Annotated in this window: 17 protein-coding genes and 1 tRNA gene; 3 read left to right on the forward strand and 15 right to left on the reverse strand. The window is 46.5% G+C overall.

Annotated elements, in window-relative coordinates; genetic code table 11:
* Positions 1 to 299 precede the first annotated feature (299 nt).
* The 14 genes from D1831_RS02590 to rpoN form a co-directional block, all read right to left on the reverse strand.
* A complete protein-coding gene (locus D1831_RS02590; protein ID WP_125071367.1) occupies positions 300 to 1034 on the reverse strand; it encodes an amino acid ABC transporter ATP-binding protein in 735 nt (244 codons plus the stop codon).
* A gap of 2 nt (positions 1035 to 1036) precedes the next feature.
* Positions 1037 to 2473 (reverse strand): amino acid ABC transporter substrate-binding protein/permease, encoded by a 1437-nt coding sequence (locus D1831_RS02595; protein ID WP_125071368.1) that lies wholly within the window; start codon positions 2471 to 2473, stop codon positions 1037 to 1039.
* 341 nt (positions 2474 to 2814) lie between these two features.
* A complete protein-coding gene (gene smpB / locus D1831_RS02600) occupies positions 2815 to 3285 on the reverse strand; it encodes an SsrA-binding protein SmpB (protein WP_125071369.1) in 471 nt (156 codons plus the stop codon).
* Between the two features lie 23 nt (positions 3286 to 3308).
* Positions 3309 to 5735: a ribonuclease R gene (gene rnr, locus D1831_RS02605; RefSeq protein ID WP_125071370.1), complete on the reverse strand. Its 2427-nt coding sequence runs from the start codon at positions 5733 to 5735 to the stop codon at positions 3309 to 3311.
* A gap of 8 nt (positions 5736 to 5743) precedes the next feature.
* A complete protein-coding gene (locus tag D1831_RS02610; RefSeq protein ID WP_125071371.1) occupies positions 5744 to 6502 on the reverse strand; it encodes an alpha/beta hydrolase in 759 nt (252 codons plus the stop codon).
* A 52-nt stretch (positions 6503 to 6554) separates the two neighbouring features.
* Positions 6555 to 6791 (reverse strand): preprotein translocase subunit SecG, encoded by a 237-nt coding sequence (gene secG / locus D1831_RS02615; protein WP_125071372.1) that lies wholly within the window; start codon positions 6789 to 6791, stop codon positions 6555 to 6557.
* Between the two features lie 100 nt (positions 6792 to 6891).
* A complete protein-coding gene (locus D1831_RS02620; RefSeq protein ID WP_125071373.1) occupies positions 6892 to 8442 on the reverse strand; it encodes a ClC family H(+)/Cl(-) exchange transporter in 1551 nt (516 codons plus the stop codon).
* Between the two features lie 12 nt (positions 8443 to 8454).
* A complete protein-coding gene (locus tag D1831_RS02625; protein WP_125071374.1) occupies positions 8455 to 9348 on the reverse strand; it encodes a hypothetical protein in 894 nt (297 codons plus the stop codon).
* Between the two features lie 198 nt (positions 9349 to 9546).
* A complete protein-coding gene (eno, locus tag D1831_RS02630) occupies positions 9547 to 10875 on the reverse strand; it encodes a phosphopyruvate hydratase (protein WP_125071375.1) in 1329 nt (442 codons plus the stop codon).
* 77 nt (positions 10876 to 10952) lie between these two features.
* Positions 10953 to 11711: a triose-phosphate isomerase gene (gene tpiA / locus D1831_RS02635; protein ID WP_125071376.1), complete on the reverse strand. Its 759-nt coding sequence runs from the start codon at positions 11709 to 11711 to the stop codon at positions 10953 to 10955.
* A gap of 26 nt (positions 11712 to 11737) precedes the next feature.
* Positions 11738 to 12940, reverse strand: coding sequence for a phosphoglycerate kinase (locus D1831_RS02640; protein ID WP_125071377.1), 1203 nt, complete (start codon positions 12938 to 12940; stop codon positions 11738 to 11740).
* A 116-nt stretch (positions 12941 to 13056) separates the two neighbouring features.
* Entirely contained in the window at positions 13057 to 14079 is a 1023-nt protein-coding gene (gap, locus tag D1831_RS02645) for a type I glyceraldehyde-3-phosphate dehydrogenase (RefSeq protein WP_125071378.1), read from the reverse strand.
* Between the two features lie 66 nt (positions 14080 to 14145).
* Entirely contained in the window at positions 14146 to 15177 is a 1032-nt protein-coding gene (locus tag D1831_RS02650; protein ID WP_125071379.1) for a sugar-binding transcriptional regulator, read from the reverse strand.
* Positions 15178 to 15396: 219 nt separating this feature from the next.
* Complete coding sequence (gene rpoN / locus D1831_RS02655; protein ID WP_125071380.1) at positions 15397 to 16731, reverse strand: RNA polymerase factor sigma-54; 1335 nt, start codon at positions 16729 to 16731, stop codon at positions 15397 to 15399.
* An 82-nt stretch (positions 16732 to 16813) separates the two neighbouring features.
* Between rpoN and D1831_RS02660 the strand changes: the two genes are divergently transcribed.
* The 3 genes from D1831_RS02660 to D1831_RS02670 all read left to right on the forward strand — a co-directional run bounded on the left by D1831_RS02660 (position 16814) and on the right by D1831_RS02670 (position 19353).
* Positions 16814 to 16885 (forward strand) — tRNA-Arg (locus D1831_RS02660).
* Between the two features lie 776 nt (positions 16886 to 17661).
* Positions 17662 to 18252 (forward strand): ATP-dependent Clp endopeptidase proteolytic subunit ClpP, encoded by a 591-nt coding sequence (gene clpP, locus D1831_RS02665; RefSeq protein WP_125071381.1) that lies wholly within the window; start codon positions 17662 to 17664, stop codon positions 18250 to 18252.
* Positions 18253 to 18372: 120 nt separating this feature from the next.
* Positions 18373 to 19353, forward strand: a complete 981-nt coding sequence (locus tag D1831_RS02670) for a 2-hydroxyacid dehydrogenase family protein (protein ID WP_125071382.1) — start codon at positions 18373 to 18375, stop codon at positions 19351 to 19353.
* Positions 19354 to 19417: 64 nt separating this feature from the next.
* Here D1831_RS02670 and D1831_RS02675 read toward each other — a convergent pair.
* Positions 19418 to 19504 (reverse strand): IS3 family transposase (locus tag D1831_RS02675; protein ID WP_148096374.1); only part of this gene is annotated, 87 nt, incomplete at its 5' end.

Consider the following 19504-nt stretch of genomic DNA (forward strand, 5'->3'; position numbering starts at 1 on the left):
AACGACCAGTTTAAGCCGGGAAGGAGAGCGTGGACAGGCCCAGTGGTGAAGTTTCACTTGGTCACCGTTTTGTGGTGACTTACGTGAAAGGCCAAGGTTTGAGACCTGTATTTTGGGCTCAAACTTGTGCCCACCACGTTCCGGCCTGAGCCACGCCGACTGGACAGCTGGAAAGTGCGACCTACTTTAAAATCGAGACACTCCAGCTCCCTTTAAAATGAAACGCTAACCGCTAATTCAGACATCAAAAAGCCCATCTTCAACGGCAGCGTTAAAGATGGGCTTTTGATCAATTTCGATTAAACGTTAATGACTTTGTTCAAGAAATCTTGCAGCCGGGGGCTCTTCGGGTGATCAAATAAATCGTCCGGTTTGCCACTTTCTTGAATCAACCCGTCGGCCATGAAAACGACCCGGTCGGCCACTTCCTTGGCAAAGCCCATTTCGTGGGTCACCACGATCATGGTCATCCCTTGGGCGGCTAGGTTCTTCATAACATCGAGCACGTCACCGACCATTTCAGGGTCCAAAGCGGACGTCGGTTCGTCAAAGAGCATGATGCTCGGATGCATCGCTAAGGCCCGGGCAATCGCAACCCGTTGTTTTTGACCACCGGAAAGCGACTTCGGCATGGCGTCGGCTTTGTCGGATAAACCAACGGTGGCAAGTAAGTCCCGCGCCGTCTTTTCGGCTTCGGCTTTCGACTGTTTGCCCAGTTGAACCGGGGCTAACGTAATGTTCTGTAAAACGGAAAGGTGTGGGAACAAGTTAAAATGTTGGAACACCATTCCAATATTTTCGCGGACTAAGTTAATGTTAGTCGCTTTGTCGGATAAGTCGTAACCACTAATTACGATTTTTCCCTCAGTGGGAACTTCAAGGTCGTTTAGGCACCGTAAAAAAGTACTTTTACCGGAACCGGACGGCCCAATCATGCAGACCACTTCATTATCTTGGACTTCTAAGTTGAGGCCCTTTAAAACTTCGTTATCACCGTAGCTTTTGTGTAAATTTTCAACACTCACTTTAGCCATGCTTAGTTAATCCTCCTTTGAACCCAGTTCGAAAGCCAAGTCAGTAACGTAATGATGAGCAGGTAAATCATCGCGATCATTAACCAGATCTTGAACCCTTCGAAGTTGCGGGCGATAATCAGCGTCCCAGTTTGGGTTAATTCAACGATCCCGATAACGGATAGGATTGACGTATCCTTTAAGGTGATGATGAATTGGTTGATAAATGACGGAATCATAATGCGAATCCCCTGTGGCATGATGACCTTGCGCATTGCGGTCCAGTATGGTAGGCCGAGGGATCGGGCCGCTTCCATTTGCCCGTCGTCCACGGCTTGAAAGCCCCCTTTAACGAAGGCCCCGGTATACGCCCCTTCGTTTAACATCAGGGTGATCATCCCGGCAATGAACGCCGGAATCTTAAACCCGTGCCCAATTAGATCCGGGAACCCAATGTAAATGAAGAAGGCCAACACCATTAACGGCATTCCCCGGAAAATGTAAATGATCGTACTGGAAATGGCCGGGCCAACTTTACCAGGCATCACACCTAAGACCCCGAGGACCAATCCCATAATCGTTGCTAAAATAATGGAAATAACGGTCAATTCCATGGTCATCCATAACCCACTACCAATGGTGCTGAGGTTTTGGGTAAACAACCCGATGAAAGTCCGGCTGCTGGCCGTTTCACCGGTCAATGAAGATTCACTGGAATTTAAATATTTATCAATAATTTTCTTGTAAGTACCGTCCGCCTTGATAGCTTTTAAACCAGCGTTAAACTTCTTCAGGAGTTCGGCGTTCTTACCCTTCTTAACGGCAAAGCCATAATCACCGGCCTCGTATTGCTTCGAAACGATCTTCAAAGCAATTCCGTTTTTAATCCCGTAGGACATGACCGGATAATCTTCAAAACAAGCAGCGGAGTTGCCGACCTTAACGTCGTTATACATATTATTAGAATCATTGAAATACTTTATTTTAAACCCGTACTTGCTTTCAATTGACTTCGCGTAGGTCGCACCGGCCGTCCCGGTCTTTAACGCAACCGTCTTGCCCTTTAACTGACTGAAACTCTTGATCTTACTATCCTTAGCGACCGCCATCACGACCCCGGAAGTGTAGTAAGCGTTTGAGAAGTCAAACGTCTTTTTACGTTCGGGCGTCACGTTCATCCCGGCAATCACCCCGTCGACCTGGTTCGCGCTTAACTGCTGAACGGCGGCCCCAAAGCTAATTGCCTTTAACTTATAATTGATATTTTCTTTTTTAGAAATTGCTTTTAAAATATCAATATCGATGCCTTTATACTTACCACCCTTGGCCTGAAATTCAAACGGCGCAAAGGTCGTATCCGTTGCAATCGTGTACGTTTTCGCCTGCGCCTGGGTGCCAACTGTAAACCAGCTTCCAAGTGCGGCTAACAACATGACAACTGCAACTTGCCATTTTTTCATCAATGTGAGACCTCCTAATTCATTCTACCGGATTGGTATGTCATAAAATATAACATAATTCATGCAATCTAACCAACTCAAACTATAATATTATTCTCATTTTGTTTTAATGATTACGGTATCATTTATATTTCACTTAATTTTCTTAAGCTAAAACATTTTTTAAGCAAAGATTCAGAGGAAAATGGCCATTTTTGCCGTTTTTAAATTTTTTTATTCAAATTGACTAATTACTTCACATTTTAACTAAATTAACGGACTAATTTTGAGCCCCAAAAGCACAAAAAAGCGTATGTTAGAACCGATTAAATCGTTCCTAACGTACGCTTGTGACGCAACAATCAATAGTGTTTCATTACTCGATCGATTTGTCGCTGCTGTTCACGTTTCTTAATATCTTGCCGTTTATCGTATTCCCGTTTCCCGTGAGCCACCCCAATTAAAACTTTGGCAAAGCCGTGTTTTAAATACATTTTGAGCGGAATCACGGTGACACCCTTCGTCTGGGTGGCTGCGCCGATCTTGCTGATTTCTTTTTTATGCAACAAGAGTTTACGGTTACGCAACGGATCAACGTTAAACCGGTTACCCTCTTTAAACGGACTGATATGGACATTTTGCATCCAGGCTTCGCCGTTGCGAATCTGAACAAAGCCGTCCTTTAAATTGACCCGCCGATCACGAACAGACTTGATCTCGGTCCCCGTTAAAGCAATTCCCGCTTCGTAGGTTTCTTCAACGGCGTAATCGTGCCGGGCTTTCCGGTTTTGAGCGAGGGCGGTATCCGGGTGCTTACCGTGTTGTTTGGCCATTGCCGCACATCCCCTTACTTAACTTACCGCCGGTTATCGGTACTCGACCGACGATTATTATTGTTACTGTGATTGTTATTGCGGTGGTTATTATTGTTGTTCCGTCGGTTACCACCGTTACCGTTGCCACGGTGATCATTGTTGCGATTGCGGTTACCATTACCGTGACTATCATTGCCGCGACGGTTGTTATTGTTACCGTTGCGCCGGTAGTTACCGTTACCACCACGCCGGTTATTACCACGGTAGTTATCGTGGTGTTCCCGTTTTGGTAATAAGTCCGTCTTCGGAGCTTCTTCTGGATTTAACAGTTTAAAGTCGATTTCACGCTGGTCCTTGTCGACACGCATTAATTCAACCTTAACGGGTTGTCCGATCCGGAAAGTTCGCTTCGTCTTACGACCAACTAAGGCGAGTTGTTTTTCAACGTATTCGTAATAGTCGTCGTCCATCACACTAATGTGAACTAACCCTTCAACGGTATTTTCCAATTCAACGAAGAGTCCGAATTTCATAACGGAGTCCACCACAGCGTCAAAGTGTTCACCCACGTGATCAGCCATGTACTCGGCCTTCTTCATGGAATCAACGTCCCGTTCCGTGTCAATCCCCCGCCGTTCGTGATCCGACGTCGTTTCCGCAATGGTTGGTAAATTATCACGGTACTTCGCCCGGGCCTCTTCACCAGTCCCGTTTTCCGCGTAGTGGCGGATCAAACGGTGCACCATCATATCCGGATAACGCCGAATTGGTGACGTGAAGTGGGTGTAATACGGTGCGGCCAACCCGAAGTGTCCTAAGGACTGATCCGCGTAACGCGCCTGCTTCATACTCCGCAACATCATGACGGAAACCATGGCTTCTTCCGGCTTACCGGCAACCTTCTTCAAAACGTCTTGCAACATTTTAGGCTTAACGTCCTTCGACGAACCCGTTACGTTGACCCCAAAGGTCGTGACAAATTCGAAGAAACTTAACATCCGGTCACTATCCGGTGTTTCGTGGACCCGGTAAATGAACGGTACTTTTAATAAGCTATAGTGTTTAGCAACCGTTTCGTTGGCCGCCAGCATGAAACTTTCAATCATTCGTTCGGCTAACCCGCGGACCCGTAATTGAATATCAATTGGGTGGCCCGTTTCATCAACAATGATCTTAGCTTCGTTATCATCGAAGTCAATGGCGCCACGGTGCCGCCGGTGTTTGTACAAAATCCGGTGTAAGTCGCCCATGACGTCAAACATGTCAACGAGGTCGGCGTACTTTGCGCGGGTCTTAGGATCGTGGGCTTCCAAAATTTGGTTGACCGCGTCGTAAGTCATCCGGGCATGGGACTTGATCACACTCTGGAAAATCTTGTGGTTAATGATTTCACCTTCGGGGGTGATCTCCATCTCACAGCTCATTGCCAGGCGTTCCACGTCAGGGTTCAACGAACAAATACCGTTGGACAAACGCCGCGGCAACATTGGAATCACCCGGTCAGTTAGGTAAACCGAAGTTCCCCGCTTGTAAGCTTCCCGATCTAATTCAGAGTTTTCCGTAACGTAGTGGCTAACGTCCGCAATGTGGACACCTAAATGGTAATTACCGTTATCCAGTTTCCAAGCAACGACGGCGTCATCCAAGTCTTTAGATTCGGCCCCGTCAATGGTTACTAACGGCTGGTCGGTAATATCCACACGCCCCTGCTTATCCGCTTCGGTCACGTAATCTGGAATACGGTTCGCTTCGTCGGTGACTTCTTCAGGGAAAACGGACGGCACGTCGTGTTGGTAAACGACCTGTAAAACGTCCATCCCAGGATCATCAACGCTCCCAATGACCTGCTTAGCAATCCCAACGATGCGGGTCGGGTGCTGAGCATCCGGATAAGCCGCAACTTCGGCAATGACCACTTCACCCTCCGTGGGGTGGATGCCCTGGTCAGTGACTAATAACTGGTACTTAGAAAGTTTCTTTTCTTTGATCTCAACGGTCCCAATAAAGCCCGGAAACTCGGTCGATGGTGTAAAGGCCCCGACAATTTGTGAGTAGTTCCGTTTAACGATACTGGTGATTTTACCTTCGGGACCCCGGTCTGAACCAGGACGCGCTGGCCGAATAATTTCAACCGCAACGTCGTCACCGGTAAAGGCAAACATCGTGTTATCCGGATTAATGTAAATATCAGGCAGGTCTGGATCGTAGCGCACAAAACCAAAGCCCTTGTCGTTACCGTGAAAAGAGCCTTCAACCGTTTTAGTATCCTGGACGATCTTAAAGTGATCGTGATCATCGGTGCTGACCAGTTTTTTACGTTCCATGTTCGCAAGTTCCTTCACTAAAAACGTAAAGGCAGTTGCGCCCGTAAAGTGTAGTTCATCCGTTAATTGTTCGACACTGTAACTACGGTCGGGATGAGCTTGCAAAAAAGTCAGGATTTGTTCTTGTAAGTTTGTTTCTGACATTATTTACCTCATTTGTTAAATATAGTTTTTAAATACGTTAAGACATCTTGTTCTAATTGGTGGTGCGCGGTGTTGACCGTAATGACGTGACCACTGTCGGCGTACCAGTGAAAATCAACCGTCAATCCCTGCTCGGTCAAGCGGGTACGGAGTTGTTGTGCAACCGTGGCGTCGATTAATTCGTCCTGACCACCCTGCCCAATAAAAAACGGACGTTTGAGCTGGCCTAGACGGGCCGTCACCTCACTGGCTGTAAAAGTTTCAATGGTCCGCAACTGCGCCGCGACTTGTGCGGGCAGTTGCGCTAAAATGGCCCGTTGTTGGGCCGGCAAAAGGTCCCGCTTAGCTAACTGCGCACGACTAAGTTGCAAAAACATCGCCGCAACGCGACTCGTACTACTTGGTAGGATTGGTGAACTAAACGTTCCGCCACCTAACAAGGCTGGGTCCCGTTCTAACGCCGCGGTCGCAAAAATTCCACCGAGCGACAAACCAAAGATACTAATTTTAGTATAGCCTTTTTGACGCATAAATGATATCGCTTGTTGTGTGTCTTGCCACCATTTTGCCGGCGACCCCTGGGTTAAAATATCGCGGGGATCACCGGTCGCGTGCCCCCTAAACTGAGGGGCGTAAACGGTGTAGTTGGCCCGTTCCAAAGCGCGTCCCAATAGCCGCACGTCGTTGGCACTCCCGGAATAGGCGTGCAGTAAAATGACAACCTGGTCACCATGCTCAAAAAGAAAGGGTTCTGGTCGTTTAAACACACTTACACCTACCTTAAAAAAAAGCCTCCTGAAATCACAGGAGGACGGTTAATTACTTCGATGAGTACCATGCTAAAGCTAACGCTAGTACGAAGAAGATGATTCCTAGTACCACGGTCACTTTTTGCATAAAGGCTTCAAAACCACGCGGCTTTTGTTTTGCAAACAAATCGTCCGCACCACCGGTTAATGAAGACATGGCATCATTTGTTTTGGATGGTTGCATCATTACCGCGATGATAATCACAACGGAAACGATCAATATTAACGTCATCAGTAAATTATACAATAAAAGTGCCTCCTAAAAGAGTCCGCTATGTCTATAACAATTTAACATATTTAGCTTTACTTTTCCAGCCCCAGCCGCAAATCCTTCGTTTCACAAGCGGTCAAGGCGTTGCCGGTGTTAAATCATCAATTTGATGCCGAACCCAGGCCCGGTTTCCCCGGTCAGTTAAAATAATCAGAGTATCTCCCGCTCGCATCAACGTATCACCGTGGGGAATCACTTGCCGTTCCCCCCGCCGAATCGCAATGAGCAGCGATTCCTTGGGCCATTTGAAGTCCCGCACTTGGCGACCTTCTAATTGTGACCCTTCAAACACCGGTACTTCTAAGCGGTCCTGAACGCCACTGTGTTCGGGTAGTCGGGGCTCGATCAGCTTTTCTAACAACGCTTCGTAAATCGGAGCACCGCCAAGCAAGTCGACCACCAAGTAAGCCGTCATTGACACCACCGCCAACGGCATTAAGTGGTGCAGTGTCCCGACCATTTCCGTTATTAGTAAAATGGCCGTAAAGGGAGCTTTCCCGATACCCGCAAAGTACCCGGCCATGGCAAAGATGATGAAATTCGGAACAAAACCGGCGGGCATCCAGCCCAGGCCAACCATGGCCTGCGCGTATAACGCTCCCAGAATGGCTCCCAACGACAGGATCGGTAAAAAGATCCCACCGGGCAACCCGGAACCGTACGAAACCGTAGAAAAGACGAACCGGAGCACAAAAATTCCCACTAACGCCAATAACGCGGGCGTTACCGCGGCCAAATTTAAAATAACGGCGTTACCGCCACCAAGTAACTGTGGCCACTTTAACCCGATGGGAATTACGAGTAGAAACGGCACCAGCCCGTCAAGCCAACTAGGCAGTCGTAACTTAGCGTACCACGTGGGCATCGTCAGCGTCACATTTTGGTAGATGTAACCGAAAATCCCTAAAAAGATTCCTAAACCAATTAAATTACCATACTGGTTTAGGGGTAAGTTTTGCGCGTACGGAATGTGGAGTACCGGAACCAGGCCAAAAAAATTCAGTGAAATAAAATTGCTAGCAATCGCACTGGCTAACGCGGTCGTCCAAATAATTGGTGAAAAATTATGGTAAACTTCTTCCAAAATAAACAGGGTGCTGGCAATCGGGGCGTTGAACGCCGCCGATAAACCGGCCGCTGCACCACCGGCAATCAGCGAGCGGCGGTCAGCCCCGCTTTGATGGAGCTTCTCGGCAACTCCCTGACCAATGGTGGCCCCGAGTTGAATCGACGGTCCTTCACGGCCAAGAAATAGCCCGGAACCAATCCCTAAAATTCCGCCGACAAATTTACGCCATAAAACCGGCCACCAAGCGTAATCCAGCTCACCCGCCAATTGACCTTCAACTTGGGGAATCCCCGACCCCTTAATGTCCGGTGACTGTTTGACCAATAAACCGACAAACAGGGCTACCGCCACACTAACGACGATCCACGGAATCACTAAGCCCGGATTCTGGTTAATCTGACCATAAACCCACTGGACAAATTTCAAACCATATTCAATACAAAACCGAAAAATACTGACCACGACACCGGCTAAAAGCCCCACGAGTAACCCACGTCCGATTGCGCCGAAGCGGGTCAGATCCAAATGCCGTTTGTGTAGTTTAGGTTGATACCGCACGTTTTCTGCCCCCTACTCAATGTTGATCAACGTTGCTAATTTAGTCTGCAAAGCAGCAAACGTCGTCGGTTGTCCCGCCATTAACCGTTGTACGTAAGCCGGACCGTCCGCCCGCCATAGCAGACCAAGTAATAGATCCATTAATAAATCGTTCGAACTAAGCGTTGCTTTTAAGCCACTTAAAAAGTCGGCATCCATTGCAAACGCGTCAATAACTAGTGGGACCAATTCGGTTTGCCGGGGTGCTTGCCGGGCCGTCGCAAAGTGCCGAAAGCCCACCTGGCCACTAGTCACAACGAGATTCTCCGGTATCAGTTGGTAATGAACAAAGTCATTTTCAGCAACCGGGTGACTCGCTAAAAAGTCAGCACGTTCCGCTTTAAAGTTTGCGCTCAACGCGTCCCAGTCGGCAGTGGCACTTGCTTGGTCATTATCAATCTTATTAAACGCACCCACTTCCCCGTTCAACCGGTTTAACGCCGTACCAATTTGGCGCGCTAACGTCGATTTAGCCAATGGCTCGGCCGTAGCCGCGAAGTCCGTTAAATTAACCCCCGCTAACGGACGGTAAATCACGTAATAAAACTGGTAAGCGTCAAAGATAAAACCCGCGTGTAACAGTTCCGGTGCGGTCAGTTTTAAGCGGGTCATCCGCGTCAGGCCAAAACGTTCGGTCTGGTACCGTTCACGGGTATCAGCCGCCACGTTACTTGGCGGAAATATCATGATTTGCGTGGGTCCCACCGCAAAAACGGCCGCCGTTTCGTCGACAACGACTTCGGGGGTCTTAAACGGTTCGTTCTCACTTGAATAAATTTGTTTAATTAATGGTTCAAAAACCGTGGTATTTTGACGGGCCGCAACCCAGTCAGACCACTGGTTGATCTGTGTTTCAAAATAATCCATTCTCAAAGCCCCTTTAAAGTCTCGTGATTTTATTTTACCACGGGATCACATTTCCGACCGGCTTTTAATCAGTAAAACCGCAATCAAGGCTTAAACGACAGTTCACTTATTGAACTTGCTCCCAACCAACAAACGACCCTTTATGTAAACAAAAACGCCGCTCAACGAGCGACGTTTTCGTGAAAACTCAGAATTAAATTACTTGTTAGTAATTGCATCACGAGCAGCTTCATCTAAGTTGTAGAAGCCGTGGATACCCTTGTATTCTGAAGTGCTTTCAAGTTGGTCTTCAATCCGCATTAATTGGTTGTATTTAGCAATCCGTTCAGTACGGCTCATTGAACCAGTCTTGATTTGGCCAGCGTTCATTGCGACAACTAAGTCAGCAATGGTCGTGTCTTCAGTTTCACCAGAACGGTGTGAAACAATGGCAGTGTAGCCAGCTTCTTTAGCCATTTCGATAGCTTCAACCGTTTCAGTCAAAGTACCAATTTGGTTAACCTTGATTAAGATTGAGTTAGCAACGCCCATCTTGATACCCTTTGCAAGGTAGTCCGTGTTAGTAACGAATAAGTCATCACCAACGATTTGAACTTTCTTACCAAGCTTAGCGGTTGCCATTTGCCAATCTTCCCAGTTGTTTTCATCCAAAGGATCTTCGATGGAAACGATTGGGTACTTGTCAACGATGCTGTCAAGTAAGTCAACGAATTCTTCGGCAGTAAATGATTTACCATTTTCGCCTTCACCCTTTAAGTCGTACTTGCCAGTTTCCGTGTTGTAGAATTCTGAAGCAGCACAGTCGAAGGCGATTGAAATATCTTTACCTGGCTTGTAGCCGGCACGTTCGATAGCTTCAACCAAGATTTCGAATGGTTCTTCGTTGTTCTTCAAGTCAGGTGCAAAACCACCTTCGTCACCAACGGCAGTGGAGTATCCGCGTTCGTTCAAGATAGCTTTCAAGTTGTGGAAAGTTTCTGAACCCATCCGGATAGCTTCCTTAACTGAAGAAGCACCAACAGGCATAATCATGAATTCTTGGAAGTCAACGTCGTTGTTCGCGTGGGCCCCACCATTGATAACGTTCATCATTGGAGTAGGTAAGACGTGAGCGTTGAACCCGCCAAGGTAGTTGTATAATGGCATTTCAAGTTCGTCAGCAGCAGCACGTGCAGCGGCAATTGAAACACCTAAGATAGCGTTCGCACCTAACTTAGCTTTGTTAGGAGTACCATCTAATTTGATCATTGCTTGATCAATGGCACGTTGATCAGTTACATCGTAACCAACGATTTCCTTAGCAATAATTTTGTTAACGTTGTCAACGGCTTTAGTAACACCCTTGCCCATGAAACGGCTCTTGTCACCGTCACGTAATTCAACGGCTTCGTGTTCACCAGTTGAGGCACCTGAAGGAACGATACCGCGACCAAATGCGCCGCTTTCAGTATAGAGTTCAACTTCAACAGTTGGGTTACCACGTGAGTCTAAGACTTCGCGAGCATAAATATCTGTAATAATAGACATTAATTTCTCTCCTTAAATTTTGCTAAATTTGGTTCACATTTATTGTAGAAGTTTGCATTGCAACTTGCAATAACTAATTAGTTATTTTGGTAGTTAACAAGTTCCAAGAACGAATCAGCTTGTAATGAAGCCCCACCAACTAAGCCACCGTCGATGTCTTCTTTGCTCATTAATTCGTTAACGTTAGCAGGTTTAACACTACCACCGTATTGGATCCGAACTTTGTCGGCAACTTCTTGTGAGTACAAACCGGCAACGGTCTTACGTACTACGGCACAAATTTCTTCGGCTTGATCACTAGTAGCAGTCTTACCAGTACCGATAGCCCAGATTGGTTCATAAGCGATAACTAATGAACTAACTTGGTCAGCAGATAAGTCCTTTAAAGCAGCCTTGATTTGACCAGATACCCAGTCTTCAGCTTGGCCAGCTTCACGTTGTTCTAATGATTCACCGCAGCAGATGATTGGCTTCATGCCATTCTTAAAGATAGCGTGAGCTTTCTTGTTGATGTCTTCATCAGTTTCGTGGAAGTAACCACGACGTTCTGAGTGACCAATCACAACGTAGTCAACACCTAAGTCAGCTAAAGCGGCTGGTGAAGTTTCACCAGTGAAGGCCCCAGCATCTTCAAAGTAGGCATTTTCAGCAGCAATTTTTAAGTCAGAACCCTTGGCAGCTTCAACCATTTCTTGTAAGAAAAGGGCTGGAGCAGCTACGACTGATTCAACTTTTGATGGATCTGGTAATTGATCCTTAACCGCGTTAACGAAAGCTAAAGCTTCGCTAGCAGTTTTGTTCATTTTCCAGTTACCGGCAATAATAGGTGTACGCACGATAAACCTTCCTTTCGGAGAACAGATTATTTGTTAGAGATTGAAGCGATACCAGGTAATTCCTTACCTTCAAGGTATTCAAGTGAAGCACCACCACCGGTTGAGATGTGGGTTAACTTGTCGCCAACGCCGAGTTGTTTAACAGCGGCAGTTGAGTCACCACCACCAACGATGGTCGTTGCGTCTGATAAGGTTCCTAAGAACTTACCAACTTCAAGCGTACCCTTGGCGTAGTTGCTCATTTCAAACACACCCATTGGTCCGTTCCAAACAACCGTCTTAGCGTCTTTCAAGACGTCTTCGAATTCTTGGATTGACTTAGGACCGATGTCTAAGGCCATGTAACCATCAGGAATTGAGCCTTCAACAACCTTGTGAGGAACATCGTTGTCAAACTTTTCGGCAACAACGGAGTCACTAGGTAAGACCAACTTATCGCCGGCCTTTTCAATGATTGACTTAGCTAATTCAATCTTGTCCTTTTCAACAAGTGAGTTACCAATGCCCATACCCTTAGCGGCGTAGAAGGTGTAAGTCATCCCACCACCGATGATGATCTTGTCAGCTTTGCTGATTAAGTGATCAATAACACCGATCTTGTCGGAAACCTTGGCACCACCTAAGATGGCAACGAATGGGTGCTTAGGATTGTCAACGGCGTCACCTAAGAACTTGATTTCCTTTTCCATTAAGAAACCAGCGGCAACTTCGTCCATGTTTGAAGCAATCCCAACGTTAGAAGCGTGCTTACGGTGAGCAGTACCAAAGGCATCGTTGACGTAAACGTCACCGAGTGAAGCCCAGTACTTGCCTAATTCAGGGTCGTTACCTGATTCGCGCTTAACTTGTTCGCCGTTAACAACGTCTTCGAAACGGGTGTTTTCAACAACTAAGACGTCACCGTCGTTCATGTTGTTGATGGCCGTTTCAAGTTGTTCACCTTCAGTAACGGGTACGAAGGTAACGGGTTTGTTTAATAAGTTTGAGAGCCGTTCAGCAACTGGACGTAAGCTCAAGCCCTTCTTATCGTCTTCACTCTTAATCCGACCTAAGTGTGAGAACAAGATGGCTTTACCATCATGTTCAATAACGTATTTAATCGTTGGTAAAGCAGCAACGATACGGTTGTCATCACCGATCTTGCCGTCTTTAATAGGAACATTAAAGTCGACACGAATTAAAACTTTTTTATCTTTAACATCTAAATCTGAAACGATTAATTTAGCCAATGTTAAATCCTCCTAAGAATTCGTGAATACTAATAAAAAAAACGGCAAGAGGAGTTTTGCCTCCCCCCGCCGTTATAAACCGTATGCGGTTTTAAAGTTCTTGCCCGTCTAACGGATTAGAGAGTGGCGAACTTCAATAAAGTACGTACCATTTGGCAAGTGAAGCCGTATTCGTTATCGTACCAAGCAACAGTCTTGACCAATTGGTTGTCACCATCGGAAGTAACTTCAGTTTGGGTAGGATCGAAGATAGAACCGAAAGTAGTACCGATAACATCAGATGAAACGATTTCGTCATCGTTGTAACCGAATGATTCGTTACCTTCAGTATGCTTCTTGATTGCTGCGTTAACTTCGTCAGCAGTAACTTTCTTGTCTAAGATAGCAACTAATTCAGTTAATGAACCGTCAACAACACCAACACGTTGTGCGTGGCCTTGTAATTTACCGTTCAATTCTGGGATAACTAAGCCAAGGGCCTTAGCAGCACCAGTTGAGTGAGGAATAGTGTTTACACCGGCAGCACGGGCAGCACGGAAGTTACCACCACGTACAGGGCCGTCAAGTAACATTTGAGTTGAAGTGTAAGCATGGATAGTAGTCATAGTACCAACCTTGATACCGAATTCTTTGTTTTCAAAGAATGCTAATGGTGCAAGGCAGTTAGTAGTACATGAACCAGCAGAAACGATACGGTCATCTGCAGTTAAGATGTCATCGTTAACGTTGTAAACGATGGTCTTCAAGTCTGAACCAGCAGGTGCAGAGATCAATACACGCTTAGCACCGGCGTCCAAGTGAGCTTGTGACTTAGCCTTTGAAGTGTAGAAACCAGTACATTCGAGGACGAAGTCAACGCCATCATTCTTAACCCAAGGAATGTTTTGTGCTTGTGGTTCAGCGTAAACACGGTATTTCTTACCGTTTACGACGATTGAATCGTCAGTAGCTGAAACATCAGCATCCAAAGTACCATGAGTTGAGTCATACTTCAAAAGATGAGCCAACAATGCAGGTGAAGTTAAATCGTTAATAGCAACAACTTCGATATCACTTGACTTTGCACCAAGTTCTAAGATACGACGGAATGCTAAACGACCGATACGTCCGAAACCATTAATACCAATTTTTACAGACATACTAGAATTTCCTCCTTGTGGAAATAAAAATATTTTTATTTTAAAAAGCAACTTCAATATAGAAGATTACTTTTTTAAAATCAAGTTTGCTGCACTTTCGTCCGTGATTAAACACGTCCGTTTAGGTGCAATGTTCTTCATATACGCCTCAATTGCGGTTGCCTTAGAAGCACCTCCCGCAACTGCGAGTATAATCTCCCGATCGGCCAGTTCTCCGATTTGCAAGCCAATGCGCGGAATGCGGTAAACTACGTTACCCGCTTGATCAAAGAAGTAACCAAAGGCTTCCCCAATCGCATGGCGACTACGTAAAACCTTGATTTGATCCTCCGACATATTCCGCCGGTGTGCCATAGCAATGGCATCGCCAATGCTATGGATCACCACGTTTGCTTGCCTGATAATCGCCAACACCTCTTGAATACTTGGTTCTTTAAGGAGTGGTTCATACGTTCGTTCACTGACCTGTTCCGGCACGAACAGGGACCGGAATTTACCACCGGTATGCTGTGCCATCTGTGACGCAATCGTGTTGGCCTGAATCGCAACCGATTCACCAACGCCACCGCGCGCTGGCACGAATAACAAATCACGCTTGTTTGCTAACTTATTAGTAAGGTGATTTGCAACGTGCTCCATGGTGTGACCACCCATCACTGCAACGATGTTACTACCTTCCGGCAATAATTGCTGTAATAGTTGGTTTACTTCTTCGCCCATGGTCCCAATGACTTTTAACTGTCGGTCAGAATCGCCCGAAACGATAATACAACGTTTAATGTTGAAACGTTGTGCTAGTTGCCGTTCCTTTTGACGAATTCCCATTAGCTCATCCATAAACTGACTCAGTCCGAGTAACACGTCCTTACCTTGTTGGGTCACTTGCATACCCGATTTGTTCGTCATGATCAAATCAAGCTTGCGCAAAGTGTCCGTTTCGGTTCGTAACGTTCGCTCACTGACGTCTAAGGTTTGGGCTAACAGCCGGCGTCCAACTGGGGCCATCCAATTAATAGTTCGCAATACCAAGTAACGACGACTCAGCATGTCCACCATATCTGGGGCAATTGCCTCAATCCATTGAATATCTGAATGCATGGCATCCAACCTGCTCTCTAGTGGGACGGATCTTGTCCAGCTATGTCGAATAACGACCCAAAGACTTCAAAAAACAAAGCACACAACGAAAATTTACTACGAAATCAATGTTGCATACCTCTCTTACCACAACAAGAATTATAACAGGTTCATGTAGTGGTTGCAAATGAAACCAAGTCTTGCACCAGACACGACTGGTCTAAATGTCCATATTTATTATTATTCGGTTTTCAAGTAACGCTTACGTTTTGACGACGATGGAATGTTAAGATTTTCCCGATATTTAGCAACTGTCCGCCTTGAAAGTTCGACATTCTCTGACTTAAGAATCTGAACTATTTTCTGGTCTGAAAGCGGTTTTTCTTTATTTTCCTGTTCAATCAAGGTCACAATACGGTGCTGAACGTCGTCCGCAGAGACAAGTTGACCACCGGTGGGACGCTTAGCGACCGCTTTGGTAAAGAAACGTTTAAGTTCAAACATCCCAAAGTCCGTTTGGATGTACTTGCCGTTAATGCTGCGACTAATTGTCGATTCGTGAACCTTTAATTGTTGGGCGACGTCCCGCAATAGGAGTGGCTTTAACACCGTACTCTTTTGCAGGAAAAAATCAGCCTGCCGTTCAACAATGGTACTCCCGACCCGAAAAATCGTCGATTCGCGCTGTGCGAGACTACTTGCAATCCAGTCGTACTCGGACTTCTTTTCTTTTAAGTACTCGGTAACTTCTCGGTCACCGTGGTGGCTCATTTGTTGATAATAATTCCCCTGAAATTTCACTACCGGTTGGGCCATGGAAGCCGTTCTCAGGGCCAACTGGCCATCATGGTTCGTGACGACGAGGTCCGGGAAAATGTAGCCGGTCGTTTCCTGACCCACGGCTGCTCCGGGGGTCGGACTTAGTGTTCGAACGTAATCGTAGACGCTTGAAATGTCAGCTAATCCGACCGCGTAGTGTTTCGCTAGCTGTTCCCACTGCCGGTTAACAAACGCATCGAAGTTTTCTTCTAATATAATGTACGCTAAGTTTGGGGCGTGGTCGTCGTTCTCAGTTTGCAGCATCAACGCTTCCTGTAAATTACGGGCCCCAACACCCGGTGGATCTAATTGTTGTAACAGGGTGACCGCGTCTAATAATTCAATGGGAGTAGCATCCGTTTCCCGCTGTGCGCGTTCCTCATCAACCCGTAAGTACCCGTTAACGTCCACGTACTCGATCAAATACAAAACAATTTTTCGCAGGTGGGTATCCCGCATCGTTAAATGAATCTGATCTAATAAGTATTCAAACAATGAATGTTGATTTGTCGTTGAGACCCGCTCAATAAAATCGTCCTTGGTCGTCACGTTTTTAGCCGCGCGCAAATCAGCATGGTTAGCATTCCAATTCGTATCAACGTCAATTAGTGGGTTCTCGAGGGCTTTTTGGGTAAGAAAGTCTCGTAATTCCTCAACGTTAAATTGCAACATTTGAATCGATTGTTGCAATCGTTGAGTCATGGCCAGCTTTTGTGATTGCCGCTGTTGCTGGCGAAAGCCTGGTCCTAATGCCATAAATAATTCCTCCCAAATAAATTTTTATTTAAAACCCTTGTGTTTTTATCCATAATCCGCTAAACTATAATATGTTGTTTAGGCGCCCGTAGTGTAATGGATCGCACGTAAGATTCCGGTTCTTGAAATGGGGGTTCGATTCCCTCCGGGCGCATCAGTTAGCTGAGATAAGTTCTCAGCTTTTTTTGTGCCCAAATCGCGGTATTTAACGGACTATACCGCTTCCACTTTCATATAGTAACGGACTTTTCATTCAACCACAAGTCCCAGACCTAATTAACCCGCATAACGTTTAAGGGTTTCCACTTGAATGTCCCCCCGTGATTGGCTATGCTAATGAGCAAATGGAAGGTCCGTGAACCTGTACGACGCAGTTTTTGATGATGCAACTAGTTTTGTTTGCAAAGCTTTCGAAACGTGCTCGGGTCCGACTGACGATTCCGGTTAGCTACGCCGCCAGCATTATGCCCAAACCGCATAATACTACCTGCTAGGCTAATCCTCATCTCCAACCCGTCGAAATCTCACACTCTATTGAAACGTGCTCGGGGGGACTGAAGTCTGTGCTTGCTACGTCAGGGAAACAGTGCAAAAACCGCATACCCTATCCTTATTGCCGAAACGTGCTCAGGTTCGACTGGCGATTCCGGTTAGCTACGCCGCCAGCATTATGCCCAAACCGCATAATACTACCTGCTAGGCTAATCCTCATCTCCAACCCGTCGAAATCTCACACTCTACAAAAAAAGAGACCGGGTCCTCCCGATCTCTAGCCGTATATGATAGAAACCTAAGTATACCACGTTGGCTCAGAAAACGGAATTTTGATTTTGAGGTTTTTCTTTTGACCTTTACTGACCTTAGGGGTAAACTACATTTATATTAGCAAGTAGCTAATCATTACATTGAAACTTTAGGAGGCTAACAGTTATGTATCCAGTTCCGACAGTTATCGAACAGTCATCACGTGGCGAACGTGCCTATGATATCTATTCACGACTATTAAAAGACCGTATCATCATGCTTTCCGGTCCAATTGAAGACAACATGGCCAACGCCATCATTGCCCAGTTGCTTTTCTTGGATGCCCAAGATTCAGGTAAGGACATCTACCTTTATATCAACTCTCCAGGTGGGGTTGTCACTGCCGGCTTAGCCATTTACGATACGATGAACTTTATCAAGTCCGACGTTCAAACGATCGTTATGGGAATGGCCGCTTCAATGGCCAGTGTCCTGGCTTCGTCTGGTACCAAGGGTAAGCGGTTTGCTTTACCTAACTCCGAAATCTTGATTCACCAACCATCCGGTGGTGCGCAAGGTCAACAAACGGAAATCGAAATCGTCGCCGAAGAAATCTTAAAGACCCGTCACAAGATCAACCAGATTTTAGCCGATAATTCCGGTCAATCCGTTGAAAAACTGAACCACGATACTGAACGTGATAACTACTTAACGGCTCAAGAGGCCAAAGAATACGGTTTGATCGACGATATCATGGAAAACAATAACCTTAAATAAGACTCATTGAGCTGAATCAACCCGCCGGTTGGTTCAGCTTTTTTGATTGCTAATCAGTTGTATCCGAACGCCCAAACGTCCATACTAAACCTATTACTTACGATAAAGGACTGTTATTAAATGGCTAACGTATACATTGCCGGTGAAATTCCGGTCAAAGCTGCCACACTACTACGGCAACCCGATTTAGAAGTTGAAACGTACCACGGTAAAACTTTAATCGACCACGCCACCCTCAAAAACGCGGTTGCTAACGCCGACTACCTGATCACGCCCCTTTCCACCACCGTGGATCAAGATATTCTGGACCACGCACCCCACCTAAAATTAATTGCTAACTTTGGGGCCGGAACGAATAACGTTGATACCGCCTACGCTGCCAAACTTGGCATCCCGGTCACCAACACCCCGAACGTTTCCGCCGTCGCGACCGCGGAATCCACGACTGGTCTGATGATCAGCCTGGCACACCGAATCGCGGAAGGCGACCATTTGATGCGGACGACCGGTTTTAACGGGTGGGCCCCGCTCTTTTTCCTAGGCCACAACTTACAAGCTAAAACCTTAGGTATCGTTGGGATGGGTCAAATCGGCCAACAAGTGGCCAAACGAATGCACGCCTTTGACATGCCCATCGTATACACCCAGCACCACCGCCTTCCCGTTAGCGTGGAAACACAACTAGGGGCAACCTTCGTTTCCATGGACGAACTACTGGCCACGGCCGACGTGGTTTCGTTACACCTCCCATTGAATAAAAATACAACCCACCTAATTGACGCCACCGCTTTATCCAAGATGAAACCCAGTGCCTATTTGATCAACGCCGCACGGGGACCAATCGTCGACGAAGCCGCGTTAGTCACCGCGCTTAAAGCCCACCAAATTGCCGGTGCGGCCCTCGACGTGTACGAACACGAACCCGACGTGGAACCCGCGTTAAAAACCATGGCTAACGTGGTTTTAACTCCCCACCTCGGTAACGCCACCGTGGAGGCCCGTGACGGCATGGCGGCCATTGTAGCTAATAACGTTTTGGCTGCAAGTCACCACCACTTCCCAAACTACGTGGTTAACGGGGTCACCACTATTAAACGCTAAGCTTAAAAAACACGGTCCGCGGGACTGCTCCGAGTCAAGTAGACAGTTCAAATAATTAAAATAGCTATGCAGTTTTTAGAATGGCATGATTCCGAAATTCTTTCGGGGTCATGCCATTTAGTGTTTCTTGGCGACGCTTGTAGTTATACCA

It is taken from the genome of Lactiplantibacillus garii (genome assembly GCF_003885105.1).
Taxonomy (GTDB): Bacteria; Bacillota; Bacilli; order Lactobacillales; family Lactobacillaceae; genus Lactiplantibacillus; species Lactiplantibacillus garii.

Excerpts from the sequence above, each read along its gene's own strand:
- eno (WP_125071375.1), bottom strand. The coding sequence starts at position 10,875 with ATGTCTATTATTACAGATATTTATGCTCGCGAAGTCTTAGACTCACGT.
- D1831_RS02595 (WP_125071368.1), bottom strand. The coding sequence starts at position 2,473 with ATGAAAAAATGGCAAGTTGCAGTTGTCATGTTGTTAGCCGCACTTGGA.
- smpB (WP_125071369.1), bottom strand. The coding sequence starts at position 3,285 with ATGGCCAAACAACACGGTAAGCACCCGGATACCGCCCTCGCTCAAAAC.
- D1831_RS02650 (WP_125071379.1), bottom strand. The coding sequence starts at position 15,177 with ATGCATTCAGATATTCAATGGATTGAGGCAATTGCCCCAGATATGGTG.
- rnr (WP_125071370.1), bottom strand. The coding sequence starts at position 5,735 with ATGTCAGAAACAAACTTACAAGAACAAATCCTGACTTTTTTGCAAGCT.
- D1831_RS02670 (WP_125071382.1), top strand. The coding sequence starts at position 18,373 with ATGGCTAACGTATACATTGCCGGTGAAATTCCGGTCAAAGCTGCCACA.
- D1831_RS02625 (WP_125071374.1), bottom strand. The coding sequence starts at position 9,348 with ATGGATTATTTTGAAACACAGATCAACCAGTGGTCTGACTGGGTTGCG.
- D1831_RS02590 (WP_125071367.1), bottom strand. The coding sequence starts at position 1,034 with ATGGCTAAAGTGAGTGTTGAAAATTTACACAAAAGCTACGGTGATAAC.
- rpoN (WP_125071380.1), bottom strand. The coding sequence starts at position 16,731 with ATGGCATTAGGACCAGGCTTTCGCCAGCAACAGCGGCAATCACAAAAG.
- clpP (WP_125071381.1), top strand. The coding sequence starts at position 17,662 with ATGTATCCAGTTCCGACAGTTATCGAACAGTCATCACGTGGCGAACGT.
- gap (WP_125071378.1), bottom strand. The coding sequence starts at position 14,079 with ATGTCTGTAAAAATTGGTATTAATGGTTTCGGACGTATCGGTCGTTTA.